General features: G+C 32.9%; 25 protein-coding genes and 1 tRNA gene. 12 read left to right on the plus strand and 14 right to left on the minus strand.

Annotated elements, in window-relative coordinates; genetic code table 11:
• Window positions 1-4: 4 nt before the first annotated feature.
• A tRNA-Glu gene (locus LAV82_RS29370) sits at window positions 5-76 on the plus strand.
• A 359-nt stretch (window positions 77-435) separates the two neighbouring features.
• Here LAV82_RS29370 and LAV82_RS29375 read toward each other — a convergent pair.
• The 3 genes from LAV82_RS29375 to LAV82_RS29385 form a co-directional block, all read right to left on the minus strand.
• Window positions 436-1,560 carry an FtsZ/tubulin family protein gene (locus tag LAV82_RS29375; protein WP_499717485.1) on the minus strand — a complete coding sequence of 375 codons (1,125 nt, stop codon included), beginning with the start codon at window positions 1,558-1,560 and terminating at the stop codon, window positions 436-438.
• Window positions 1,557-1,862, minus strand: coding sequence for a hypothetical protein (locus LAV82_RS29380; RefSeq protein WP_029325486.1), 306 nt, complete (start codon window positions 1,860-1,862; stop codon window positions 1,557-1,559). Before LAV82_RS29380 ends, LAV82_RS29375 begins: the two co-directional genes overlap by 4 nt.
• A gap of 641 nt (window positions 1,863-2,503) precedes the next feature.
• On the minus strand, window positions 2,504-3,484 hold the full coding sequence (locus tag LAV82_RS29385) for a helix-turn-helix domain-containing protein (RefSeq protein ID WP_053488449.1): 981 nt from the start codon (window positions 3,482-3,484) through the stop codon (window positions 2,504-2,506).
• Between the two features lie 476 nt (window positions 3,485-3,960).
• Between LAV82_RS29385 and LAV82_RS29390 the strand changes: the two genes are divergently transcribed.
• The 3 genes from LAV82_RS29390 to LAV82_RS29400 all read left to right on the plus strand — a co-directional run bounded on the left by LAV82_RS29390 (window position 3,961) and on the right by LAV82_RS29400 (window position 7,092).
• Window positions 3,961-5,109 carry a tyrosine-type recombinase/integrase gene (locus tag LAV82_RS29390; RefSeq protein ID WP_211080061.1) on the plus strand — a complete coding sequence of 383 codons (1,149 nt, stop codon included), beginning with the start codon at window positions 3,961-3,963 and terminating at the stop codon, window positions 5,107-5,109.
• A gap of 409 nt (window positions 5,110-5,518) precedes the next feature.
• A complete protein-coding gene (locus LAV82_RS29395) occupies window positions 5,519-6,700 on the plus strand; it encodes an Alp7A family actin-like protein (RefSeq protein WP_029325488.1) in 1,182 nt (393 codons plus the stop codon).
• 17 nt (window positions 6,701-6,717) lie between these two features.
• On the plus strand, window positions 6,718-7,092 hold the full coding sequence (locus LAV82_RS29400) for a hypothetical protein (protein ID WP_211080062.1): 375 nt from the start codon (window positions 6,718-6,720) through the stop codon (window positions 7,090-7,092).
• A gap of 467 nt (window positions 7,093-7,559) precedes the next feature.
• On the opposite strand, the gene LAV82_RS29405 is transcribed toward LAV82_RS29400, so the two are convergent.
• Together LAV82_RS29405 and LAV82_RS29410 are read right to left on the minus strand one after the other, a co-directional pair.
• Entirely contained in the window at window positions 7,560-8,483 is a 924-nt protein-coding gene (locus LAV82_RS29405) for an anti sigma factor C-terminal domain-containing protein (protein ID WP_377535029.1), read from the minus strand.
• Entirely contained in the window at window positions 8,467-8,973 is a 507-nt protein-coding gene (locus LAV82_RS29410) for an RNA polymerase sigma factor (RefSeq protein ID WP_377535030.1), read from the minus strand. Before LAV82_RS29410 ends, LAV82_RS29405 begins: the two co-directional genes overlap by 17 nt.
• A gap of 234 nt (window positions 8,974-9,207) precedes the next feature.
• Here LAV82_RS29410 and LAV82_RS29415 point away from each other — a divergent pair, with 234 nt between their 5' ends.
• Complete coding sequence (locus LAV82_RS29415) at window positions 9,208-9,495, plus strand: ArsR/SmtB family transcription factor (RefSeq protein WP_074682857.1); 288 nt, start codon at window positions 9,208-9,210, stop codon at window positions 9,493-9,495.
• Window positions 9,496-9,560: 65 nt separating this feature from the next.
• Entirely contained in the window at window positions 9,561-10,868 is a 1,308-nt protein-coding gene (locus LAV82_RS29420; protein ID WP_499717487.1) for an MFS transporter, read from the plus strand.
• 197 nt (window positions 10,869-11,065) lie between these two features.
• Here the strand turns inward: LAV82_RS29420 and LAV82_RS29425 are convergent, their stop codons facing one another.
• Window positions 11,066-11,902 carry an STAS domain-containing protein gene (locus tag LAV82_RS29425; protein ID WP_499717488.1) on the minus strand — a complete coding sequence of 279 codons (837 nt, stop codon included), beginning with the start codon at window positions 11,900-11,902 and terminating at the stop codon, window positions 11,066-11,068.
• 848 nt (window positions 11,903-12,750) lie between these two features.
• Here LAV82_RS29425 and LAV82_RS29430 point away from each other — a divergent pair.
• Together LAV82_RS29430 and LAV82_RS29435 are read left to right on the plus strand one after the other, a co-directional pair.
• The gene (locus LAV82_RS29430) at window positions 12,751-12,990 is read left to right on the plus strand and encodes a hypothetical protein (RefSeq protein WP_499717489.1); all 240 of its coding nucleotides are present in this window, start codon (window positions 12,751-12,753) and stop codon (window positions 12,988-12,990) included.
• A 243-nt stretch (window positions 12,991-13,233) separates the two neighbouring features.
• Entirely contained in the window at window positions 13,234-13,398 is a 165-nt protein-coding gene (locus LAV82_RS29435) for a hypothetical protein (protein WP_211080074.1), read from the plus strand.
• A gap of 57 nt (window positions 13,399-13,455) precedes the next feature.
• Here LAV82_RS29435 and LAV82_RS29440 read toward each other — a convergent pair whose 3' ends face one another.
• Window positions 13,456-13,896: a Spo0E family sporulation regulatory protein-aspartic acid phosphatase gene (locus tag LAV82_RS29440; protein ID WP_499717490.1), complete on the minus strand. Its 441-nt coding sequence runs from the start codon at window positions 13,894-13,896 to the stop codon at window positions 13,456-13,458.
• Window positions 13,897-14,399: 503 nt separating this feature from the next.
• Here LAV82_RS29440 and LAV82_RS29445 point away from each other — a divergent pair.
• Window positions 14,400-15,113, plus strand: a complete 714-nt coding sequence (locus tag LAV82_RS29445) for a vanadium-dependent haloperoxidase (RefSeq protein WP_499717491.1) — start codon at window positions 14,400-14,402, stop codon at window positions 15,111-15,113.
• Between the two features lie 1,127 nt (window positions 15,114-16,240).
• On the opposite strand, the gene LAV82_RS29450 is transcribed toward LAV82_RS29445, so the two are convergent.
• A complete protein-coding gene (locus LAV82_RS29450) occupies window positions 16,241-17,032 on the minus strand; it encodes an aminoglycoside phosphotransferase family protein (protein WP_499717492.1) in 792 nt (263 codons plus the stop codon).
• Between the two features lie 157 nt (window positions 17,033-17,189).
• On the opposite strand from LAV82_RS29450, the gene LAV82_RS29455 reads away from it, so the two are divergent.
• The 3 genes from LAV82_RS29455 (at window position 17,190) to LAV82_RS29465 (ending at window position 18,855) form a co-directional block, all read left to right on the plus strand.
• Window positions 17,190-17,648: a YozF family protein gene (locus tag LAV82_RS29455; protein ID WP_251388990.1), complete on the plus strand. Its 459-nt coding sequence runs from the start codon at window positions 17,190-17,192 to the stop codon at window positions 17,646-17,648.
• Window positions 17,649-17,961: 313 nt separating this feature from the next.
• Window positions 17,962-18,171 (plus strand): cold-shock protein, encoded by a 210-nt coding sequence (locus tag LAV82_RS29460; RefSeq protein ID WP_098239835.1) that lies wholly within the window; start codon window positions 17,962-17,964, stop codon window positions 18,169-18,171.
• 84 nt (window positions 18,172-18,255) lie between these two features.
• Complete coding sequence (locus LAV82_RS29465) at window positions 18,256-18,855, plus strand: recombinase family protein (protein WP_499717509.1); 600 nt, start codon at window positions 18,256-18,258, stop codon at window positions 18,853-18,855.
• A gap of 133 nt (window positions 18,856-18,988) precedes the next feature.
• On the opposite strand, the gene LAV82_RS29470 is transcribed toward LAV82_RS29465, so the two are convergent.
• From LAV82_RS29470 to LAV82_RS29495, 6 genes are all read right to left on the minus strand, one after another.
• Complete coding sequence (locus LAV82_RS29470) at window positions 18,989-19,150, minus strand: DNA/RNA non-specific endonuclease (RefSeq protein WP_179865152.1); 162 nt, start codon at window positions 19,148-19,150, stop codon at window positions 18,989-18,991.
• A gap of 34 nt (window positions 19,151-19,184) precedes the next feature.
• Entirely contained in the window at window positions 19,185-20,573 is a 1,389-nt protein-coding gene (locus LAV82_RS29475; RefSeq protein WP_499717493.1) for an amino acid permease, read from the minus strand.
• A 172-nt stretch (window positions 20,574-20,745) separates the two neighbouring features.
• Window positions 20,746-21,666: a proline dehydrogenase family protein gene (locus LAV82_RS29480; protein WP_499717494.1), complete on the minus strand. Its 921-nt coding sequence runs from the start codon at window positions 21,664-21,666 to the stop codon at window positions 20,746-20,748.
• 71 nt (window positions 21,667-21,737) lie between these two features.
• Entirely contained in the window at window positions 21,738-23,303 is a 1,566-nt protein-coding gene (gene pruA / locus LAV82_RS29485; protein ID WP_499717495.1) for an L-glutamate gamma-semialdehyde dehydrogenase, read from the minus strand.
• A gap of 1,066 nt (window positions 23,304-24,369) precedes the next feature.
• Window positions 24,370-24,540, minus strand: a complete 171-nt coding sequence (locus tag LAV82_RS29490; protein WP_211080175.1) for a hypothetical protein — start codon at window positions 24,538-24,540, stop codon at window positions 24,370-24,372.
• A 332-nt stretch (window positions 24,541-24,872) separates the two neighbouring features.
• On the minus strand, window positions 24,873-25,964 hold the full coding sequence (locus tag LAV82_RS29495; RefSeq protein WP_499717496.1) for a YsnF/AvaK domain-containing protein: 1,092 nt from the start codon (window positions 25,962-25,964) through the stop codon (window positions 24,873-24,875).
• Between the last annotated feature and the right edge of the window lie 156 nt (window positions 25,965-26,120).

Below are 26,120 nucleotides of genomic sequence, written 5' to 3' on the forward strand. Positions count from 1 at the left end.
TACTGGCCCGTTGGTCAAGCGGTTAAGACACCGCCCTTTCACGGCGGTAACACGGGTTCGAATCCCGTACGGGTCATTTTAAAAGCAGTTTGCATATGCAAACTGCTTTTTTGTTTATAGTAGATAAATTATTGGTTTTAATATAGAATTTATATCGCTTCATAGCAAAAATGTTAATTAGAAAATTTTCTCATATCAGAGTAACAAATACGAAGTGTGTTCTTATACTCAGATTCGTCTACAGCAAATGTTTATCTACTTATTTCTATTTACACAACAACCCTTTCTGGAAAACTCTACAAAAAAGAACCCTTGCGGCAGTAAGGGTTTCAGGTGAGTCATAAAGGTGATTTCTCCAGATCTGTGTAAACAAAGAGTGTATAAAAAGTGCATCTTATATATATATGCTTGTCTTCATAGATATACTAAAAATGCTCAACGATTCTGATACTTATCTAAAATTGAACTGATTGCCTTCTTTTTATTTCTAGGTAGTGGTTTCTTATGAGAAGCCTTAGGCAATTTCAACTTGGATTCATAACCTGTTTCTATGGTAGCTAACTCCTCTGTTACCTTCTGTTGTGCTTCAATTTTTCCTTCAATAATATTTAATCGGGTAGAATAATAAGGCATTCCTGATAAAATTGTCGTTACCTTTGCATGATCACCTTCATAGGTTCCTTCAAATAGATGGGTTGGTTCGCCCCCCTTAAAGGAACTAAATAGTTGGGCTGAATCTATCGTAAATAAGTCTAGTGGACCTTCATATATAATTCCTGCTTTTGGTATAGTTTGCATTTCAAGTGGTGCAAAGATTGAGTTTTCCCATGATTTCTTAATTACTTCTGTAATACCCTCATTACTAATATCTGCTTGCCCTTCATCTAATTTTGTTATTTCTGCAGATGAAATGGCAGAAATTCCTTTTGTTGAAAAAATTGTACGTAAGTCTTTCTTATCTAAAACACCATGCTTAGAGTGTCTATCCGTATATTTAGGAAGAGTACTAATTAAGTTCACAAATGTTTCGTTTGTTTCTTTAAAGATTCTAGCTTTTCCTGCATTCGGATTTTTCTTTTTCACCTGCTCGTTATCAATAGGTAATACACAAAGGTCCTGACGTGAAAGCTCTTCAGTAACATACAGTGCATTGACTTGATGAACCAATGCTTCTGTAGTATCGGGTAAGATAGGAACAGCTACAATTGCTTTGTCATGCATTTCCTGAGCAAGAAGATCCACAAGCATCGGTCCAATACCGCCACCAGAGCCACCACCTGCAGAAAAACAAACCATAATAATTTCAGTACTAGGTGTTGAAAAGTTCTCTTTAATAAACTTCAGTGCCATTTCCCAGTTTTTATCGACCATAAGATTAATAGCTTCATCTCGATTTTTTCCTACTCCTTCGCTACCTATAAGCATTAGACGCTCTTCTACAAAATCTAATGACTCCAAATCACGTTCTGAAAAGTTCAATGCAACAGCATTAATACCATTTTCAAATGCTAAATCAGCTATATTCCCACCTGCAGCACCAATTCCTACAATACCTATCATATTTCCTTAACCCCCTCATTTTCTTCTCCTTGAAGTATGGCCTGTTGTACAGCTTGTTGACCGTATTCTGTTAGATACAATTTATGTTCTTTTCCTCCAGTAACAGTTCCTATGAAATGAATAGCTTCAAGCTTGTTGAGTGTCTTACGAAAGTTAGCTGTTGAATATTCAAACTCATCTGCAATACTACTTTTCTTTATCGCTTTAAACACAGCGTTTGCTTCATTCTGAAATAACCATCCCAGAATGCTAACATCCTCAATAGTCAGTTTCCTCATTACCTCCTCAAAGTAGTCACTCATATAGATACTCCTTTCTCTAAAATGTACGTCATAGATATTTAAGTATTTTATTAGCTTTTTGTTGTCATTCAGATACTTTCGATGGTTTTTTCTATGCAATAAAAGTTCATATAAATCTATATAAACTTACTGATTCTCATTGCGCATCAAGTATCACTGAGTAACAACATCGCTACATCACTATCCATATGTATATTAGAAAATTCTTATGACACATTTCCCAGTTTTGCATCGGAATCGTATATTTTGAATTATTTGTGACAGAACTAAAAGAATAAATAACCGTTAAAATTCATACTAAAAAAGAGCATATACTTGTTGGAAACCAACGGGTTTATGCTCTTTTGTTACTTATAACACTTATTATAGTAGCTGATTTTACATAGCAATAAAACAAAAGTTTCTAAGGTACTGAAACTTGCATTGAATGAACAATAAGTTCCATTATAAACCAGAAGGTATGAAAAAATATTTAAAATATAGATAAAATCAAATAGAAAGTAAATTAATCTATCAGGAGGATTAATTTACTTTCTAAAGTCCCAATAATGAGAAGATAATTTATTAAACTTTTTTATTTCATCGTATAGATAAAGACAAGCCCGTTTTTATTGGCTTGCCTTCTTAAAGTTGAACTTTTCTTAGTTCATTTTATAATTTTGTACAGCGTATAGTAACAATTCCTCAATGTTTCGTTTGCCTAATTCTTTCGCTTTTTGCTGCAATTCTTCTTTCAAATCGCTTGTTACTTTGACTCGTACCACTTCCAAATCGCTATCAATATAAATGCCACGGCTACGCTTGTTAATTTTACCTGAGACAAGAACAGACTCTAATAACTCCATAAGTTCGTGTGAGGATTCGGTCAGTAATATAGGTTTGATTTCAATTAAAAATTGCTCTTTCTCTTCTTGTGGCGTAATCCTCATATTGGTCGGGCTTAGGTATTGATAAAATAAATCCATAAGCTTATAAAGATGTGATTTTGCATAAGCTGTTTGTTTAAAGGTAAACGTAGCATAGCCTTCTTTGGTAATCATTTTTTTCGACTCAATGGTATAGGCTGCTTCAAAGCCTCGGTCAATTAATTCCTCTAATGTTAACTCCTCATGTTGTTCTGTAACAGCCATAATCGGATCTTCTACGGAGATGATACGGGCAAGTTGCTCTTTTTCCTCGTCTTTCTTTACAAAAAGCTGAAATAAAGCAATATTTTGTTCGGCATGATAAAAATGACGCTTACTCGGTTTACGTCCGATTTCATGCGTGCGCTTAAATGCTTCTAACTCTTCTTCATGGACAAAATAGCAATTGATTCCTCGGTATTCTTCTTGGAACGCTGGTAATAATTCTTGCTTAATATACTTATTGACCGTTGTAACGGATATATCGAGTTGCTGCGCTACTTCTTTTGTCGTAAGTCCTGGCTTTTTTAATTCTTCTTTTAACCGTACCACATCTTCTAGGTCAAATTCATAACGACCTTCGATATGCCAGTCATCTTTATTAATCGGATGTAGCTTTCCTTGCTGGATATATGTATAAATTGTTTTCTTCGATGAAATAGCTAACATCTCCATCACGTCTTCAATGGTAATGATTTTACTGGGGTTATCAATCATAAAGCACACTCCTTCTATTTTTCTATTAACTAATAACCTATTATATCATATTTAAATAAGATTAAAGTTTAAAAGTTATTGTATTATAAGTGTAAATGGTAAAACTAACTTATAAAAAATAATGTTTTAATATTAACTCTAAATAACGACAAATATATTGTTTTTCTACAAATGATATAAATTTTATCCTATTTTTATAAAAAGTAAGTTTTCACTTTTGCTTCTATATAAGATAAAATAAAGAAGTAATATCTCTAAAAAATACATTTCAATGCGTACTTAACTGTAGTAATAATTAATATTAAAATGGTATTTTTCCCCTTTTAAATTTGTTATGAACGTTATCATCACTGTTAGAGGTCCTTTGCTTTTTACATACATATAAATTGATACATAATCTTAAATAGAGAAGAAACTACCTTAACACTAGAGAAAAATATGAATAAGAAAACGGGATCGTTGAAAGGAGAGGTTTTATGCAAAATATATCTTTAATGAATATAGGAACGGAGATACGTGAGAGAAAAGAGAATTTCCATAAAGTTGTTTCGTTGATGCTGAATACTACATACTATGATGCCTTAGAAGAAAGAAATGAGCATCACCAGCGAAAAAACGAAGGCATGTTTAGCGATTTTACAGATGAAGACATGATGTACTACTATGTTCATCAACGAAAGCATATCCGAAAGAATCGAGAACGAAAAGAGAACACAAAAATAGAGTACTTACGGATCTTATTGCAGTTTTATCAGTATGCAATAGAAAGTGAGTCATTCTTACGACAAGATGTAGACCATTATATAGAAGAAACGATTTTTAAAAATCTAAGACCTTGGCACATAAGGAATTATCAAATGTATTTAAGTACTGCATTGTTAGGTAAGGGCGGTAAACCTTATTCACCCGCAACTTTAGATGCTAAAATGACGATTTTAAAAAGTTTTATGAAATGGTTACATGAAACGAAGTATATTCAGTATCCGTTGCATAAAGAAATCTTGAGCACATCACTATCAGAACAAGAAATTCCAAATCGAGATTTGTACTATCATGAAGTTAAGCAGATCCTAGACTATTATAAAGATCATTCCATTAACCATGGATTGTTAACCATGTTGGCTATGACAGGATTACGTGTACAAGAAATAGCCAATGCTTCATGGGGAGATGTATATCTAGACAGTTTAAGTGGGCATTATCGCTTAAGAGGAGTAGGTAAGGGTGGAAAGAAATTTGATAAGTTACTTCATCCATCCCTATATGAACGAATTCTTGCCTTTAGAGCAAGACGCCATGTCAGTACAGCCTTAAATACGAGTGATCAAGGCCCATTATTTCCGAGCAAAGATGGAGGGTATTATCACTATAAAAACTTAAGTAATTATATTGTGCGTATCATTGAACGAACAGAGTTACCTTTTGTGAAAGAACGAGCTGACAGGATTACGCCCCATTATTTTCGTCACTTTTATGCCATTTACAGTAGGCAGCAGGGAGCAGATATCTTTTTAATTCAAAAGGAACTAGGTCACAGTGATCGTAAGACAACAGAGCGTTATCTGGAGAAGGTTTTGCAGCGCGAACAAGAAATTGGGCTAATGTGGAAGGAACAAGATTTCTAATTACTGTATGTATGGAATTACCCAAGTGTGCTTGAATGGTCTATATGAAGTTTTAAATAGAACCTTTTGTTGTTAGTTTTTCTATTGTAGCAATTTTTATTTCTATAGATAAGGACAGGTTTTTTGTGTTCCTTTTTTCTTTTTAGATGTATGAAAATACTTGATGTTCTGGTTATGTAGTCAACACATAGCATTTCTCATTATAAGCGACTTAGTACCGTCTTATTAACATCATCCATTTATCCTAATTTAATTTCCGCCTCAAGGTAAGATAAACTAAATAAACACGATTGTTGATATATGTAAGTTTTTAATGATAAATAAGTTCACCTAAAAAGATTGTACAACATCTTTTTTTTATGTATAATTAGTTCAACAGAAGTTCAACTTAAAAATGAGGTGTATAGATATGAAAATTTCACGTTTTAATAAAGACTGTGGGAACTCAGTCGATATGAATATTATCGATGGGTACCTGTTTGATTTTCCAACCAACGTAGTAGAACTCCAAAAGGAGGCTGCGGATTCATTCTTTACAGATGCTGTAACAGCACCAGAAGAATTTAAAAAGCGTATCTTGCTTTCTACAACTATTGGAGACGAAGAAAAAGAACGTTATTTCTTAGTCGGCGACATTGCGGCAAGCCAACAATTAGCTAACAATCACATCAATCGTTTACATAATAAAATAACAAGCCATATTCCCTACGTGACATTTTTAGCTGCAATTGCCTACTACAACGCGTTGCATGCAAAAGATCAAAAGGATACTAGTATTGAAATTGACTATTTCTCTACAATGTTACCAATCTGGTTACTAAAAAAAGAAAGTACTTTCGGAGAAGCGCAAAAAGCCATGGCCAATCGCTTTGTAGGTGATCACACTTTCCACATCCATACACCAGGATTTGAAAGAGAATTAAAGGTGTCTGTGGAAGAAAGTTCTTGCTTAAAAGAAGGCGAAATCGCCCGCTTTGCGTTAAAGAAAGACTTAACGCTTCAAGACCGTGAAGATGCCAATGAATATGTAGAATGTGAAACCGTGATGGTCGATATCGGTGGAGGATCAATTGATGTCGTAATCTTACCTGAAGGGTTAAAAGCTGCGAACAGCCGGGAATCATTCCAGAGTATTGAAGGTATTCCATATTTAGCACATATCGATAAGTTAAGAAAAGAAAAATTCCCAGAGTTGTTTACCGATTTACGTGCTTTTGATCAATTTATTTTAGATAACTACAGCAAACAAAAGTTTGAATTGAAAAATGAAAACACAGGTGAATCAATTGATTTAACTGTTCAAATTAAGTCTTCTTTAAAAGAATATGTGGAGATTTTACTGGCTAAGTTGAATGATGTGGCTCCGCCGCCAGCGAATAAATTACGTAAATACGTATATTGTGGGGGTGTCGCTCCTACACTAGAAGTAGCCATTATGAATAGTATGGGTGAGAAGATCGGCGAAGAGCGAACAGAAAAATATCATAAAGTGCCAGAGGATAGCCGTCATTTAAATTTATTCGGCTTAGAGATTCGCAGTATTGGTTATCTTCAAAAGAAACAAGCCGGGAAGAAAGCCGTTAAATCCTAACAGCGTAGGTGATACCCATGTCAGAGCGTCAGAACGCATTTACCATTAAAACTAATAAGTTAAGTAATGAAGTCTATGACGTACTCGCAAAATACGCCAAGTCTCGGAAATTAGGGGATTATATTTCTTCTTTAATTGTTCGTGATCTCCATCGTTCATCGTCCCACCAGTTAGAAACGGGCCGCAAAACAGAAGAGCTCCTGGAACAAATTAATTGCGAATTACGTGAGCTCAAACAATTAGCGCAAACGAATGGTTTCAATAACAAACCGGATGATACAGAAGAAAAATCTTCAGAAGGTCATCAAATTAAAGAAGGAAAGATTGCGGATTTAGAACAAGTATCTGGCTCATTAGACGATGATGATTTAGAAGAATATAGCGATTTTTAAACGGAAAGCCACTAGATGCACTAGTGGCTTTCTTTATTGTAGTAAAACTTAATTTTAAAATTAAAATGGAACACAAATCTTATATCCTTATAAAAAATCGTACACACCCGTTAAATCTACAAAATTTTTATAAGAATAAGTTTCATTTAATATCTATTTTGTAGAAAAAGACGCTATTTGTCGTCAGGTAGAGTAAATGATAAAACCTTAATAATATATGAAATACTATAGTGTTTACATAAAAAATTATAATAAATAATAAAAGTTATTCAGTGGAATTACAGTCGATTACAAGATTTATTTTTAAAGATATATGTATATGAATCTACAAATCTGGCCAGACTAATAACGTATTCCCCCTATTCCAATAAATTTGAAAATCCTTTGCCTATATAGGGCAAAGGATTCTTTTTGTTTATCTATCAGTCAATACACAACCGATTTTCTTCGTTTCAAGTCCCTAAAACTTAATATTTATCGACGACTGCTCCTAAACTAGCTGCTTTAACGTATGGTTTATTTCGCAAGGAAAGCAGTTCTTCTTTTGTTCCTGTAACAACTACGCCTATAATCAATCCATTTTCCTGTCTATTTTTTAGGTTTTTCGCTTCTCCTGGATCTGTTTTTTTGAGCTCATTCAAAAAGTCTGCTTCTGTTTTAACTTTAGTGGTCGTTAGTTTTGCTCCTAGTTGTGGGGATGGTTTAGAAATACCTAATAACCATCGTCCAGTTTCTGGCTCATTTCTGTAACCATTAGAGTTTGCATAGTTATCTACCCAATACCACGTTTGGTGAGCAGATGTAGGAAGCATCTTTTGTACTTCTTTTAATGTGTAATTTTCACCAAAAGATATGGCCATTTCCATGTATTTGTCATTTGGATAATCTTTAATCATACCAAAGTCATTAGCATACAGCTTATACTTATACTTAGGTACATAGAATAGCATCTCACGTTGTCCATTAGGAATATGATACATCGTAGTGTCATTAACAATCGTACTGTGTGTTGAGAATGATGCATTAAAGTTTCCAAGTAAATCATACTTTATTTCTTCTGTACCCCAAGGTATAACTTTATCTTCAATCACTTTAAATACTTCACTCTTAATAGTCCCCTTTAAAATTCCTGTTGAGATGGTATCGGTGTTAGTAAATGTATTCGGAGACATCCTCACATGGTTTTCCTTAATTACCTGTTCAGCGAGTTTATTTCCTTGTGTATTTATAAAATAATTGTTTCCTTTTATTAGTACAGTAATAACAAAACAGACTACGAGTGCTGATATAAAAACTGTTCTTAAAAATGCTATGTATTTTGCTTTTTTCAGTGTTCTATGTAAAGACTTTTCATCAAAAATTGAATCTAACTCATCATTCGTTTTTTTCATTACATTCTCTCCTATACATTTCTTTAAACGTTTTCCTAGCACGAGCTAAATACGTTTTGACAGCTTCAGGTTTCATATCTACATATTCCGCAATTTGTTTATAAGACCAGTCTAGCTCATACTTTAAAAGAAGTAGTTGCTTAAAGGTGGGAGACACCTTTTGAAGTATTCTTCTTACTAGAAGCTGATTTTCTTTTGCAATCATCATCTCTTCAATTAATCGCTCATTGGTAATAAGGTAATCTTCTACTACCACGTAATGAGATTTTTTGTTTTTTCGACAGTAATCGTAATATAAGTTTATAGCTACTTTAAAAAGCCACGATTTATATTTATCGGTATCAATCGATTCAAGATGAATAAGTAGTTTACAAACAGCTTCTTGAACAATATCTTTAGCTGTTTCTTGGTTTGCACCTTGTTTAATTAAATATAAGTAAAGTTGATTCATGACAATTTTTAGCTGATCGTTTGATAACCGATTTTTCAAGTATTTTTCCTCCTTCCTGTCTTATAACGTATGAGTAGTGAAAAAGTATACAATCATTTCATATTTTTCTATAAAAAAGAAAAAGTAACTGCTTTTTGGGCAATTACTTTCTCAAAAAAACTCAATTCAGTTAACATAAAACCGATTCTAGGTACTAAAAAGTAAATTGAAGCAGTTATTGTTAAGGGAAATGACGATATTTGACAATCTGGTTGTTTGTTATATAATAGTTCTATGACTTTAGAACAAACAAATGATCTTCAAAGAGTTAAAATATTTAATGCATTAGCAGATGAAAAGAGAATAAATATTATTCGTATCTTATCTCAAGAAGAAAGTTGCCCGCGATGTACAGATATTGGAAGGAGTTTAGGGATTAGTAAATCAAATGGGTCTTATCATTTGAAAATTTTATCTGATGCACAGCTGGTAACAATTAAACGAGAAGGTGTAACTAAATACGTTTCTTTGAATACTGAAATGTTTAAACAATACCTTCCTGGATTTTTGGCTACATTATAAAGTAGCTTTTTTTTTACTAATTAGTTTTAAAGTTTTATGACTATTTGATTAAAGAGGAGTTATTTATGAAAAACAGGACGAATTATCTCATTGTAACGTTATGTTTCATTGTTCTATCTGGTGTCATTAATGCTATTTTATTTAACGTGGCTCTTGAGGATATGACAAAGGATTTGAGTGTTACGAGCTCTGCAATCAGTTGGATTGTTATTTCTTATACATTGGTTATTACTTTTGGCTCAATTACATATAGCAAATTATCTTCCTACATTCAGATTAAAAAATTATTAATGATTGGTGTCCTTTTATTCACTTTAGGTTCAGTAATAGGCTATTTATCTAATGGATATATTGGAGTTCTGATAGGCCGTATTATTCAAGCTATGGGGGGCAGTTCTTTTATTGCTTTATCCATGATCACAGCAAATCAATATCTTCCTTTAGCTAAACGAAATGTCACTCTTACATTAATAGGAGGGTGTTTGTCTCTAGGTTCTGGATTTGGTTTTTTGATAGGAGGAATACTAACCCATATCTGGGGGTGGCCATCCTTATTCTTATTTATGAGCCTGACTTTACTCACAGTTTTTGGCCTATACTACTTTATCCCCTCTGGATATGCTGGTAACGAGAAAGTAACTAAACCCTTTGATTTTTCCGGATTGTTTTATTTACTTCTCTTTGTTATTTCTTTTATCTTAGGAGTAAAATTAAATGGATATTTGCTTATTCTAAGCGTCCTTTCTATCCTCTTATTGGGCTTGCATAGTAAAAAACAAGGAGTCTTATTATTTATTGATTTTTCCGTATTCCGATCTTATTCTTTTAACAAATTAATCTTAATTAGTTTTATTAATAACGCTGCCATGGTAGCTATTTTGTTTCTTTTTCCTTTACAGGCCATTCGAACATTTCATGTATCAGTTATCCTAATCGGTCTCATCTTATGTAGTATCTCAATAGTAGGCTTTTTGATTGGTCTACTTGTGAGGAAGGCTGTTCATTTTATAAGTAATAAGAAATTAATGGTTATATCTATTGGTGTACAATTAATAGGTTTTGGTATTCTAATCTTTCTTGGTCTTCATTCTATGGTTATGATCACGCTAGGAGTATTATTTATCTATATAAGCTTTAGTGCTCTAACTGTAATTATTAATATTGAAATTCCTCATACAATAGAGAAGGAGAAAATGTCGATGGGGATAGGGGTATACAATCTCTTCAACTTTTTAGGGATGTCTTTTGGTCCTTCCATATCCAGTCGTTTATTAGAGATTTCTTCAAATCTTGTTTTTTCCTTTTCCTTCTTTGCAGGGCTATTAATCCTTTCTTTTGTGTTGTCCATAGTAAAACAAAGGAGTACGGGGTAATGCTGCAATAGAGCAGAAGAAACTACCCCTTGCAGCAAGGTAGTTTCTTCTACTTTTAGGGTGTATATGATATACAAAGTTAGTTACCATAATGGATTTTCTAGGCACCAAAAGCCTTATATTAAGATATAAGGCTTTTCTGAATACTGATTTATTTTTTAAAAAACGATTCTTATTTCATAAATTCATTATTTTTCCTACATTTGGTGGAGTTCTAGATATTCTTTTAATGTTTGTTGTAATGTACCTTTTGCTTCTGCCCTATCTTCAAAGGAGATTCCTGAGTGAATCATTGTTCGCACCAAGTCAGCACGTAAGCCTGTAAGAATAGCTTTACTTCCCATCATTGAAATTCCAGTTAACACTTTCTGAAAATGGTCAATAACATACATCTCCATGTTAGCAATTCCAGACAGGTCTATAATTAATGTTTGAATCTTTAAATCTGAGATGCCCATCAATACTTTCTCCTCAATTGTTTGGATACGATTGATGTCAATCATTCCGATTAATGGTAGTACAGCTACAGATTGGCTAAGTGGTATAATGGGCACAGACAAATTTTCAACTAAGTCCCTTTGGGAGGCAATTAATTCATCTTTATACTTGGAATAACTAATGAGAAAAGTGTTAAGAAATTGATCAATCATATCATTAATTCGTTTCTCTAAGGCATAAAATTCTTCACGGCCATTAAATTGGTTATTTATTCGATCATATTGATAGAGAAAATGCCATAATGTTCGCCTAATGGCCTGTACCCATTCTAGTTTGAAGGCAAGAGTTAAGGAGTGCTCTGCCCAGGCTATCCCTTCTTGCTGAGCGAAAGCAATGAGCTGTTCTTCTTTTTGCTCGACGACATATAGAGATAACTTTTGAGCATTTTTTAAAAGATCTATATTGCCAGTTTCTAAAATGTCATTAATCTTAGTGGCTACATTAACTGCCTCTGACAAAAGTTTGTCCTGAAAATTCTGTTTGTTATCTCTGATAAAATCGGTCATTTTTTCTCTCTGGTTATAAATAATCTCCATTTTAAATACGCCCCTTATTTGTTTTCAGATTTTAGTTAGCTTTAATTAATTAATTAATATCCCTAAGTGAAGTATTATCTATTTTCATTCTTTGTATATAAAAAAGTCCTGCATTTTTGTACTAACCACGCTAGATATGTTTTTAGATAAAAAACAATAAGACTTTTATGATAAACCTTTAACCCTGAATATCCCCATGATAGTGCCCACTTTTTTAGCTTGATAAAGGATTAATGAAGGTTATTTTCACTGGATGAAATCCATTTAGATAGTTCATCAAAAATGTTCTGAACTTGTTCTTTATTTAACGTGTTAACATTCTCCCATGCAGTAGAAATATATATGTCTAGGAGATTAGGATAGGAAATGGATTCAGTAATAAGGGCTTTATAAAATAAAGGATTCCCACCTTTATCTACTTAACCTTTATATCTATAGTTTTCAAACGTCCAACCATCCTTTGTTTTTTTAAAATGATAAAGGTCCTTAAGTCCCCACTGAGGGCTGTAAATTCGCATTTTGAATCTAGATGCACTACTCAATTTCAGATACCTCCTCAAAATATCAAATTTAAATAAGACTTATTATATTTTCACTCTCAAAACATGTATTTTTTACCCATCTTTTTAGCCATATATATTGAGAATTACTAACTATGTTGCATTCGTCATATAGCAACTAATTCTAATATAAAATTACATTTTCTTGGTTTTTTACAAATTTATTTCATTTTTAAAATCTTTATTTCAATTATTGAAGATAATAACTTATAAATATACCCTATGTTAAAATAGATTAAACTTTAATTCGCGAATTTTTAAAAATAGTGAGAAAGGGTTTGGTGATAAATGACACTAATTAAAATCAAAGAAACGTTAGAAACTTTATTACAGTATGAAGATAGTGAAATCACTCATACCATTTGCAGTGAAAATAATACCTTTTCTCTCAGTTATTCTAAAGAACTAAAGAATTTTCAAGTGAAAAATATTGAAACAGGTTATATTGAATATTTTCCGGATGTGAAGACTACATCTATTGCTTTGTATAGAATAATAAGCACTGTGGAAAAGGAATTCACTGAGTAATAATCCATTTTTAAAGTTTACATAATGGACTCTATCGAAAATAACATACTAAAGGATCATTTTGTTAAAGCTTTTTTTGGTTTGTTTCATGTATTCTAATTTCTATTATATAAACCGAGTTACATGAAACATATATTTACTACCGAAAAGAAAACGTTTACAATTATATAAAGCGTTAAATAGTTTTAATATTACGTTAACTTGTTATATAACTAAAAGACCTTGCGCTTGGAGGGATAATTGGTGAAAATTGGTTGCAATGTCATTTTTAAAGAAAAAAATTATACTGTTTTGTGGTTATATAATAATGGCACTTGTGAAATTAAGGAAGAAGATTCATTAGGAAAAGTAAAATTAGTATCACTTTCTGAAATTAAAGTACTTAAGAAAAACATCAGTTTATGCTAATCTGATGTTTTTTAAGTACTCATAAATTTAGTTTGAAGCGTGAGAAAAGATAGATTTTCACGAATGGGTTGTTAACTGTCGTAAATTTTCAAAAGCAACAAAACCTGCTTTAGTTCCATTTCTCACTATAACTAAAGCAGTACATACTCCAAATGTTGCTAGATTTGAATTAGCAATCAATTGGGAAGAGAAAAAACGAATATTACTTTTTGCAAGCTCAACGGCTTTTGCCTTATAATTGAAATCACTAACTTTATAATTATCATACGAATGTCTCATTCTAGGTAGATCCCTTTCGTTATCTAAAAGCATGTTAGTTGAATCAGAATAAGATTTCATATGCAAATTTATAAGCCTGTCCAAATCTTGACTACACTTAATTGTTTTATCATCTAAAAGTCCATAATTACTGCCCAGATCAATTAGTTCTTTTCTTTTTTTTATAATACACTTTAGTAAGTCTTTGGTTTGACCTACTGGATTGACTACCATTGACATAGCTTCTTCTCACCTCATCGAAATTTAGTAGGTCCATAATAAAAAGATAAAGCTAACAATATATATATTATGAGTAATATAAGACAAAATGAAAACGGTTTCTACAAAACATATCAAAAAATTACAAAAGACTACAAGCATTAATGAACTAATCCGTTCGAAAAAGTACATGTTACGCATATCTTTATATTTAGGTAACTGGCTTTTATAAAAAACAAAAGAATAAAATTCCTTATAAATGGATGACGCCTAATATTTTGAGCAAACTACTTAAGATGCAATAGAGCATTATCAACATAACATCTATATTTCAACGACTAGGAAAACTACTGTACAGGAGCAGTAGTTTTTTCTGTTTTTAAGCTACATATGATTTACATTCTTTCCTCTATAAATTGAGTAAATAATATTAGGGGGTTATTTCTAAAAAAAGATATTGACATATTTTATTCTTCTTAATCATAAAGAACAAGAAGAATAAATTTTGTAAGGGGGTGGGTCTGATGCGAGCAAGTTATAGAAAATGGAAAGAACACCCTTATGATGGAGAAAAAAAACCTCCTAAAGGCTCTTCAGAAGCAGGATATTGGCCAATGTTCTTTTTTTCAAAAGGTAGAGATAATAATTTCTTAAATCCCTTTCATCAACCTATCAATTGGGGAATTAAAAATCCTGATGATATTGATTGGCAAACAGAACTTTTTCTAGTAAATCAAACATTAAAGTCGCTAACTCCTCAACAAAGACAAATTGCGCAATATTGGGGTACAGGTGAACTAAGTGCAAAAATTACTGCTATGATTTTTGATTTAGGTGAAAAATATCGGCTAGGATCACCTCATATTGCTAGAGCTCTAGGGTATTCCAATGCTGCTATAAACGATACATTCGTAATCACATGGTTTTTAAAATATCTATGGGATGTAGCACGACCAAATCAATATGGGAGAAATTTATCTACTGTGTTGATTACTCCTCGTTTTCCATCTTATCCTTCTGCCCATGCTACTATTGCAGGATGTTCAGAAATATTATTAAGTTATTTCTTCCCCTCAGAGTCAGCAAGAATAAAAAATTTGATGAAAGAAAGTGCTCAATCTCGTTTGTATGCTGGGGTACATTTTAAAGTAGACAATGATGAAGGTTTAAGATTGGGAAGACAAATTGGTGAAACAGTCGTAAAACTAATGAGTTCACAAAACTTAAACACCCTTTAGTAAGAAGAAAGATTATTATAATTGTTTCTCTTAGAAATCATAAGAGAATAAGTATATGTAACTTAACACTTAACCACTATGAATATTTTTTTATAACTGAAGTAAACTACTTACGATCTTAAAAGACATTAGAGTATGTATAGCATACTGGTAACCAGAAAAATCACTGACGGAAACAGTGATTTTTCGCTTTTTTTAGACTGTATACTCCATTTAAAGCTATATTAACTATATAACTCATTATACTTTCATCATATTTTCACTTTTCTTTTTTATAATGTATTTTGTAAAAAGAAAACTAATCTGTTCATCAAATATAAATCTTAAAAATCGTACGATTAGTTAAGCTCACTTTGCTAATCGTACGATTTTTGACTATCTGAACCATGAGAAATAAAAAGATACTCATTCAAAGCAGTACATACTTAACTTTTCTCAAACAAAAACTACTTTTTGTGAATGAATAAATTTATTTACCAAGAGCAAACTACCCAAGATGCAATAAGGCATCACTCATGAAACCCAATTACGTAACCGAAAAAACTACCCCATCACACACCAGGGTAGTTTTTTCGGTTCTTAAGCTGTATATCATATACATCCGTAGTTAACATAATCACTCTTTCCGGTACACAACCCAAAAAAGAACCCTTGTCGCAGAACGGTTCCGCCGAGGGTTCTTTTTCCGGAGTATGCAGCTTTTTATACATCGTTGATATAACAACTATTTTCTTTCAGGTGATTGCGGACAGGATGTATAAAAAGCGCACCTTTTATACATATGCTTGTAGGGTAAAATGTAGTCTTTATGGCAAAAATGTGCTATAATCTGCTTGAATCCGTTTATCATACGCTTTATACGTGTGAACCCTATTTATGAGCTACCTCGCGTCCACTGCCGAGGTAGCTTTTTATTTTGCTTACCTTTTGACTGGACAAATTATAACCTAATACTATATTTTATATATGTACATGTATATATTTCACTCTTATCAACTATTAAATGCAGCTATGATCAACCACACATGTAAGAAAAGCCCTCAATTAATTTTGAGAGCTTTTCTTGTATTTGTCGTCACTTAGTGTAAATGATAAAACAATAAAATGAACAAAAATAGCAACGAATCTCAAGTCCAATTGTTTCTATTTGCACGAATGAAGTTAATATCTTTTTGATAATGTTCAAGATGCCCTTCATCTATCATCTTTTTAAAAGCAATGTCACCTTCACTGGCTTTCCTTGTAATTGTTTTACATAATCCTTCTAATCGTAGCAATACCATTTCTAAATAATCTTCTTCAAATTCCTTACCATAAGCCCCAAAAAATAATTTAATTCTTTGTTTTACGAGGTTAGCGTTTTGTAGTGAATGATAATAAACTTTTTCACCCGTTTCAGAAAGATAAAACCTACTTAAGGGGACACAAGTGTAAAGTGTATAAGCTATGTCCCACAGCCTTGGACCAGGTGCGGCCACATCAAAATCAATAATACCTACTGGAATCTTACGATTAAAAATAACGTTATATATGGCAAAATCATTATGGCAGATTACTTCAAATGGTTTTGGGGTGTTATCTATTGCTGTCCAATCTTCTTTAATTGGAAGATCACTAACAGAGTCATGATAAAGGCGGAGCATTTTTCCTATTTCTATTAAGGTGTCATCAGACCATATGTATTCTTTTAAAGGATAATTACCAGTTTCTCCATCAATAAATGAGAGTACCTCTCTTCCTTTCTCATCAATACCTAAGAATTTTGGTGCATAACTAAAACCTTTGCTTTCCAAATGTTTTAATAAATCATGAATTTTGTGGCTCTCTGGCTTTAATTCTCGTTGGACGGTATCTCCCGAACGATAAACGTTAGAGACATTCCCTCCTGTTAGTATTTCTTCGTCTTTATGGTTTGTCATATAAATATTCCTCCCTGATATGACTTTCTATAACTCATAAAACAAACCCTTTTTAACTAACATTTGTTACAGGTAATTCAAAAGCCAATAAAATTCACGTATATAAGCTCTAATTGGAAGAATAATACTCTTATCTTGTGGTTTGGAGGAATCTATAATGAAGAAAGCACATATCTTACTTGTTGGTAGTTGTTTATGTTCCATCATTTTTGGTTCTGTTAATACTTACGCTTATACACCAGAAAGGCTTCCTACGTCTCAATCATCAGACCATTGGAAAGTAAAGATAGACAAACCCGATACTAACGACTTGAAGGATAATGATGAGTTTAATACCTATAGTATTGATGTGAGAAACTTAGGTGGACAGGTTTATGATGCTACAGTAGAGATCTATAGGGATGAGCCAAATACAAATACTAAAGCTGAATTAATCACATATAAAATACCTGATTCACAGAATTTCTTCCATCATCAAAATCAACCTATTTCGGTTGACTCAAAAAAGATTGAAGTAGTTGTAACGTGGAAAGAAGAACCCTTTAGAGTTATGAAGGATGGAAAGAAATATCCTGCACGAAAGTTTAAACAAGCATTTTTATTTCCAAAAAATTAAACTTAAAAGCCATCTTTGTTTAAAAGAAGGCTTTTCTTTATTTACTCTTCATTTAAATAATCACCATTTTCGGAAGGGAAATATGTATAAAAGGCTCAATTCCTTTAACACTTTGTAATCGATTTTAATATCGCGTCCGAAAAAGTATGCTTTTACGGATGATGATTTAAGAAGAGTGAATTAATGTTAATTTTATAGATTAGAAAATCATACGTAATAACAAAGACATAAGTCTATTTTTCCATTAATTACCTCGATGCATTACAAATATTATACAATATAAAAAGACTAATAATTTAGGGGGGAAGATTATATGGGAAGAAAAAATGGAACAATCAAGTCGTACAATTTTAATAAAGGGTATGGTTTTATTACAGCAGAGGATGAAACTGAGCTTTTTGTTTCTTATCGCTCTATTGAAGGAAATGGTTATGCAGTTCTGAGAGAAGGCCAAAAGGTTTCTTTTGACGTAGAAACAGGTCAAAATGGGCTAGAAGCAGTACGTGTACGGGTCCTAGACTAATCCTAAGATCATCTGTTATTTCAAAGGCAACGGGTTATTCCGTTGTCTTATTTGTACTTTATAAAGCTGTTTTGCAGTTATTAGATAAACAATCACTACAATAATCAAAATGAAGGTCGTCAACTTCAATCCATGCAAGAAGTGGGTATTTCTCCTCGCGATATTTTCATTGATAAACAAAGTGGAAAAAACTTCAATCGAGAACAATATCAATTATTGAAACCAATGATTCGTAAAGGGGATATCCTTTATATTCATTCGTTAAATCGTTTCGGTCGTAATAAAGAAGAAATTTTACAAGAGTGGAATGCAATTATAAAAGAGATTGAAGCTGACATTGTCGTCTTGGATATGCCTTTGCTTGATACAACTCAGTATAAGGACAGTTTAGGAACATTCATTGCCGATTTAGTTCTTCAAATTTTGTCTTGGATGGCTCAAGAAGAACGGGACCGAATTCTTAAGCGACAACGTGAGGGTATTGATGCTGCGCTGAATAAGGGAGTATCTTTTGGGCGACCTAAAGCTCAAGTCAGTAAGGAGTTTATTGAAGTTTATAATCGATGGAAGCAAAAAGAAATTACAGCCGTACAAGCAATGAAGGGAGCAAATGTAAAAAAGACAACGTTTTATAAGTTAGTAAAGCAACATGAAAATACGCTTGATGTAACTACCATAGAATAAGAAGAAACTCGTCTAAAAATTGCTTAATTCTTAGGATAAGCTTATTTTATACGAGCTTTTTATAATAATTATGAAATAAATGTTAACTTTTAAAACTTATAAATGTTAATAATGAATTATGCAATAAAAGAGATTAGTATACATCCAAAGCTAATTTAGAATCACTAAAATAAATAACCTCTGAAAGGATTTTACAGCCTTGGATTTCTTTAAATGCTTTTCTTGCTTCTATTTCGTTTTCATATTCAAACATTGTAGTATTGTTTAGATTTGAATAAGTAGTGATTATCCACATAACAATAGCTCCTTTATTTATATTAACTTTAAATTCAAGAAATATTTTTCTCTATTTCTACTTTTGTTATATTCCTTCTGTTTTTTGTAAGAAAGAAAGATCCTATAATGAATAAAGCTATTAGTAAAGTTAAAAAGAACTGTGTACGTAAAGAATCAATAAAAGGCATTGCGATAAAAATACTAGTAATGCCAGCAATCGTGCCGTATGTTAAGTAAGGAAACAGCCACATTCTTATTTTGAGTTTCTCAGGCTGCTCCTTTTCATAATTTTTACGCATACGTAATTGAGAGAAAGCGATTACCAAATATACAAGAAGAGCGACTCCCCCAGAAGCATTGACTAAAAACAAAAAAATCTTATCAGGAGAAAGATAATTAAAACCTACGCTGATATAAGAAATAATTGTACAGCCTATAATTGCATTAAAAGGAATTCCTTTTCTATTTACCTTTAAAAACAGTTTAGGAGCATCTCCTTTCTGAGCCATAGAAAATAACATACGAGAACTTGTATAAAGACCTGAATTTAAGCAAGAAAGTACAGCTGTTAACAAGATAAAATTCATTACTTGAGCTGCTGCTGGAATATTGACAATTTCTAAGAGCGATACAAAAGGGCTTTTCATCAAACTTGAAGAATCCCAAGGAAGAACTGTTACAAGAATCAGGATAGAGCCAAGATAGAAAAGTAAAATTCTATAGATGACGGTATTTGTTGCGGATATAATTGCTTTTTCTGGATGAGGTGATTCACCTGCGGCTGTGGCTACAATCTCTGTTCCCATAAATGAGAACATTACAACAGTTACTCCTAAGAAGATCGAATTTATTCCATTGGGAAGGAATCCACCTCTGTCGAGAAGGTTTGATGTACCTGGTGATTCTACTCCTGGTATAAAACCACATATAATAGCTCCTCCAAGGATTAAAAACAGACCCAAACTTACCACTTTAATTAAAGAAAACCAATATTCAAATTCACCAAAAGATTTAACAGAAAATATGTTAGTTAAGGTTAACAGAAAGGTAAGAATTAGGCTCACGGACCAGGATGGCAAAGAAGGAAACCAATATTGAATAATTGTTGCACCAGCTATTGCTTCTACTGCAATAACAATAACCCAAAAGAACCAGTACAACCAACCAATAGTATATCCAGCCCATGGTCCAAGTGCCTCTCTGGCGTAAGTAGCAAACGACCCACTGGATGGATTGGCTGTTGACATTTCACCTAGCATCCGCATTACTAAAATAACTAATAAACCAGCAAATGCGTACGAGATAATCGAACCAGGTCCTGCAGTATTAATTAATGTTCCACTTCCAATAAATAGTCCAGCACCAATGACACCACCAAGAGAAATCATGGTGATATGCCGCGTTTTTAGTTCTTTTTTGAGCTCAGGCTGTTGATCATGCATATCTTATAACCTCCTTTGTAAAAATTAATATTCCTATCCAAAAAGTAAGGAAATTTAATAGTTGAGTAGAGAAGAAAGTCGTCAGAAAAAGCCTTTGCTCACATAACAAAGGCTATTTAATTTTTTTGACAGAACCTAAATAAATATCTAAATATTACGAAATTTTAGATATTTATTTAGAAAAAAAGCCTTTTAGTGCAAATGCAACATTTTGTGGTCTTTCTGCCATACGACGCATAAAATATCCAAACCAGTCATTTCCAAAAGGGACATACACACGCATTTTATAGCCTTCTTTAGCTAGACTCAACTGCATATCGGTTCTAAATCCGTATAGCATTTGAAACTCGAATTGATTACGATTAATGCTGTGTTTTTTAGCAAATTCTTTTACTTTTTCGATAATATTATGATCATGAGAGGCAATAGCTGTATAGCTTCCACTTAATAAATGTTCTTCAATAATTCTCATGTAATTATTATCTATCTCCTTTTTTTCTTGATAAGCTACTGTAGGAGATTCTTGATAAGCCCCTTTAACTAACCTAAGAGAAAAGCCTTTTAAGTCTTTTACATCTTGCTCAGCTCGAAACAAATATGCTTGAATAACTGTACCTACGTTATCGTAACCATACCTTTGACGTAACTCTTTTAAAATGTCCAAGGTAATCTGACAATGTGCATAATCTTCCATATCAATTCGCACAAAATTATTGTGCTTTTTTGCTGTTTCAAGAATTCTACGCATATTCTCCATACAGAAATTTGGATCTATATCCAAACCAAGCTGAGTCATTTTAACGGATAGATTACAATTTACTCCTGATTGCCCCATAGCTTCTAATGTACGTACGTTATATTGTGTTGCTTCTATAGCTTCTTCTCTGCTGGATACAAATTCCCCCAAATGATCAAGCGTGCAAACTAACCCCTTTTGATTTAATTGATTTACTTTTACAATAGCGCTTTCAATTGTGTCCCCAGCCACAACTTGAGAAGCTCCAAATTTGAGACCCCATTTTTTTGCAGCCTTATTTAGTACTCTATTTTGAGAAGCATGAAGAAAAACATTTTTTGAAACCTCTGCTAACATGAAAATCCCCCCTAAATATATGTATACCTTTTTTAAAAACCGGGACAGCCTCGAAAAGCTGTCCCATTGTTTTAAAGTGCTGTACTTGTTGTTTTCGCTTGCATGTGCAGGATTAAATAATCCGGTCCTCCTGCTTTTGAATCAGTTCCAGACATGTTAAATCCACCAAACGGATGATACCCTACAATTGCACCTGTACAGCCACGATTGAAATAAAGGTTACCTACATGAAATTCTTCTTTTGCTCTTTCAATATGATTAGGTGTATTAGAAAGTAACGCACCTGTCAAAGCATAGTCAGTGTTATTTGCAATCTCCATCATATGATCGAAATCGCGTGCTTTACAGAAAGCCACTACTGGACCAAAAATCTCTTCCTGCATTAGGCGTGCTTTTTCATCGACATCTGCAAAGATTGTTGGCTGGATGAAGTAACCCTTAGAGTCATCTGCTTCTCCACCTGTCATCAAGCGCCCCTCTTCTTTACCGATTGCAATATAAGATAATACTTTGTTGTAAGAAGCCTCGTGACTAACAGGTCCCATATAAGTAGATACATCTTCTGGATTTCCTACTTTTAATGTTTTTGTTAACGCAACTGCTTTTTCAAGTACAATGTCATACACATCTTGATGAACCACCGCACGAGAGCCAGCTGAACATTTTTGTCCTGAGAAGCCGAATGCAGAGTACACGATAGAAGATGCTGCTAAATCTAAATCTGCATCTTTATCAACAACCACTGTATCTTTTCCACCCATTTCAGCAATAACACGTTTTAACCACTTTTGCCCTGGTTGTACTTTTGAAGCTTTTTCATAAATACGACAACCAACTTCACGAGAACCTGTGAATGAAACGAAACGTGTTTTAGGATGTTGAACTAAGTAGTCACCAATCTCAGGTGTAACTCCCGGAATAAAGTTGAGTACTCCTTTTGGAAGCCCTGCTTCCTCCATTACTTCTACAAATTTCGCTGCTACGACAGGAGTTGCATCAGCAGGTTTTAATAAGATTGTGTTTCCTGTAACGATTGCTGCTGCTGCAGTTCCTGCCATAATAGCTAACGGAAAATTAAATGGAGAAATAATGATTCCTACACCAAGTGGGATATAATTAAATTTATTTTCTTCTCCTTCACGACTTTGTACAGGTACTCCGTCTTTTAATTTCAACATTTGGCGTGCATAAAATTCTAGAAAATCAATAGCTTCTGCTGTATCTGCATCGGCCTCATTCCAAGGCTTACCAGCTTCCTTAACTAAATAGCTTGAGAATTCATGCTTACGACGACGGATAATGTCAGCTGCACGGAATAAAATGTTTGCGCGTACTTCTGGATTTTCTTTTTTCCATGTATTGAATGTAGAAAGAGCTGTTTGCATAGCTTTTTCAGCTAATTCTTGATTCGTTTTAGACACTCGTCCAATAATTTCTACTTTATTTGATGGGTTAATCGATACAATTTTTTCATCCGTTGTAACTAACTCGTCACCAATAACTAGGGGATAATCTTTTCCTAGTTGGGATTGTACAGTTTCTAAAGCTTTTTTGAATTCTTTTTTATTTTCTTCAAGCGTGAAGTCTGTAAAGGGCTCGTGTTTATATGCTTTGATTTCTGTAAGAGTTGTTGTCATTGTACTATTCTCTCCCTTAAAAGTTTTAATAGATTTTTGATTTTAAAATCGATGTGTTTCGTAGTACTGGCCAATACTATCTTCAAATTATCAATACTTGTTAAATAATCAGTTCTAAAAGTTTAAAATAAAAAATAAATTTATAATTTTTAGAACATTTACTCTTTATAAGACTGTATTATAAACACCTTTGATGGGTTTTGTACATATTTTTTTACGAAAGTGTTCATTTTTTTATTTTTGAACACTTTTGTTCATACGATAAGATGATTATATTACTTTTAAGGTGTTATGCAAATATATGGTTAGATAATCTGACATATTTTTTATATTTAATATTTAGGTACTCCAGAATGATCTAATAGCTTTCCTAATTGACTATCACTTTAAAAAATACTGTCTAATTAAATTAAAACTTTATTTTGATAAAGTTCACCCTTATACTCATTTGAAACTTTTACAAAACTATTTTCAAATATGATTACAAATAAGAAGCTATGAATAAAATTATGTAATATCCTTGTTCCCATAGCTCTTAATAAATGAGATTACAGTAGAAAATGATCTTGAAATGTAGATAAAACTCTGATAGAGGATGAGAAAGATTCCACAGGATTAAAAACTACGGAGATTTAAGATTTTTGTAAGGTCCAGTTGCTAAAACCATAATAATGATGACACTACAGTCACTAGCATCATTATTGTAAATATGTTTTTAATTTTGTGATTTTATCCAATTATGTAAGTATACAGTTATTTGTAGTTTCTAAATTCCCCCAAAAATGACCGCACTATAAGTTCACTTTCTAATCAAGTAATTTGGAATAAGGGTTATAGAAAGATTCATTCACCCTCAATATTCTTCTAATAAAATGATTGTTATGAAAAATAAGGAATGATGGCTACGCCTTAAAGGTCCTAATTTTTTAGAGAGGATTAATCTTAGAATAAGTACATTTATTTTTATGGGAAAGATTTTAATTGGTTCCTGAAATCAAACTTATGGAAACTAGAAAAATAAAAGTTACAACCCTAATCATTTCTGAGTTAGGGTTGTAATTTTTATTTATGCATGTAACTGCTGATTAACCAATCTCTTTACTCTCTCATAAGCTTTAACCTCGCCTTGGTAAAAACATGCACTGTTCCAGTCTTCTCTTTTCTCCGCGTCCTTTCTCCACGCATTAGATTGTTCTATTAACTTATCAATGTATTCAATAAACTTCTTTCGTTCCATTTAATCACCTGCTTTTATCATAATTGGAAATATTTATACGTCATTTTGATAAGTAATATTTCTAGAATTTAGTGAGAATGCCTGTTGGAATTTGATATAATCTCTAGGATTTTTAGGAATAAGAGAAATGCCCCCCAGTAATGAAAGTCATTTCTTTTATTTCATTGCCTGTTTATGCTCATTTTAATGAGTTATTTTAATTCTTTTTTGATTTTAGAAACATTACTTATATTAATTTAAAGAGAAATAAAAAAAGCTGCCAATAAAGCTAGGCAGCTTTCCTTAAATCTTCTCAATTATTCCCTCTACTATAAACTATAGAGGAGATATACTTATTTCTTTTGCTTGTTTGTTGATTTCTCATTGTTTTTTTCTTTTTCAGAAGTCGTAATATCCGTGTCTTTAATTTGACTTTCTGGTTTCTGATTGTTTACTGAGGCTGTAACCTCTTCAATCTCTTTAATAACAGGAGAAGTTGTCACTTTAAGTTGAGCTTCTTGTTTCTTGTTGGTTGAAAGTTTCACTTTTTCCTCTTTTGGAGCATCAGAAGCAATTGCAGCAGCAACTTCTTGATAACTTTGATCTACGTGATTATCCATGTTCTGATAGATTTCAGAGTCAGCAAGTTCAGGAACCACAGGAAGCTCTGACTGCTCAATTTGAGCTTCTTCCTTTCGGACAGTATCCTTCATCTCTTTAATCTCTTGAATTTTACGCTTACCAATGATCACTTCTTCCACAACCACAGGTCTCTTGGTTACTTCAATTCGCTCCTCCATAATAGGAATACGAATGATCTCGTTCTCTGTGAATGGGCTACCATCATACTGACCGTCTGTGATCGGGCGACGTTCTACGTAGACTTCCTCACGCGTAACCGGAACCTGGATAGTTCGTAGTTCTTCTACAATTTCCTTACGAAGTTGTACTTCCCCAGTTTGAACACGTTCTTTCCTTACATCGAGTTGCTCTTCACGAAGTTGCACTGACTTATGCCCCTCTGTCTCGTATGGCGACTCCCTAACCGTAGTATATGAAGGAATTGTTTGAGTTTCATCCACATCAATTAGGACAAGGATTTTCCCTTCCTTTACATCCATTTCACACTGTTTTGCAGTAAAACTTTGAATACCCATTCTAACAAGTTTTGAAGTTAGACCATCAGCTTGTGTAGTAGTAGCCATTCCACCTGTCATCATGGTAAGAAAGCTATCCATCATCACGCCTGCCAATGAACTTACAGCTGGCGTTCCAGCTTCTATCATTACATTTGTTTCGGCTCCTAACTGTAGTGTGTTACTTCTATCCTTTGCTACTACCAATATATCTGTTTCACGATACCCCTGACGTTTTAACCCCTTAATTGCATGTATCGCTTCTTGCTCCGAATGAAAAGTTCCCGCAACTCGTTTTTGTGTTCCCATTCTTCCATCTCCTTAAATTTTAATTAAACTTATACTAGTTTTTACATTTAATTCCACCTTTGTTATGTATAATATGTACCCAGTAGTTTTCTATTTGAAACGTGGTACGTGTGACTATGTAAATGAAACCATAAAGTGTAGAAAGGTGAAGTAGAG

The organism is Bacillus sp. ILBB4, from assembly GCF_035064545.1.
Taxonomy (GTDB): domain Bacteria; phylum Bacillota; class Bacilli; order Bacillales; family Bacillaceae_H; genus Priestia.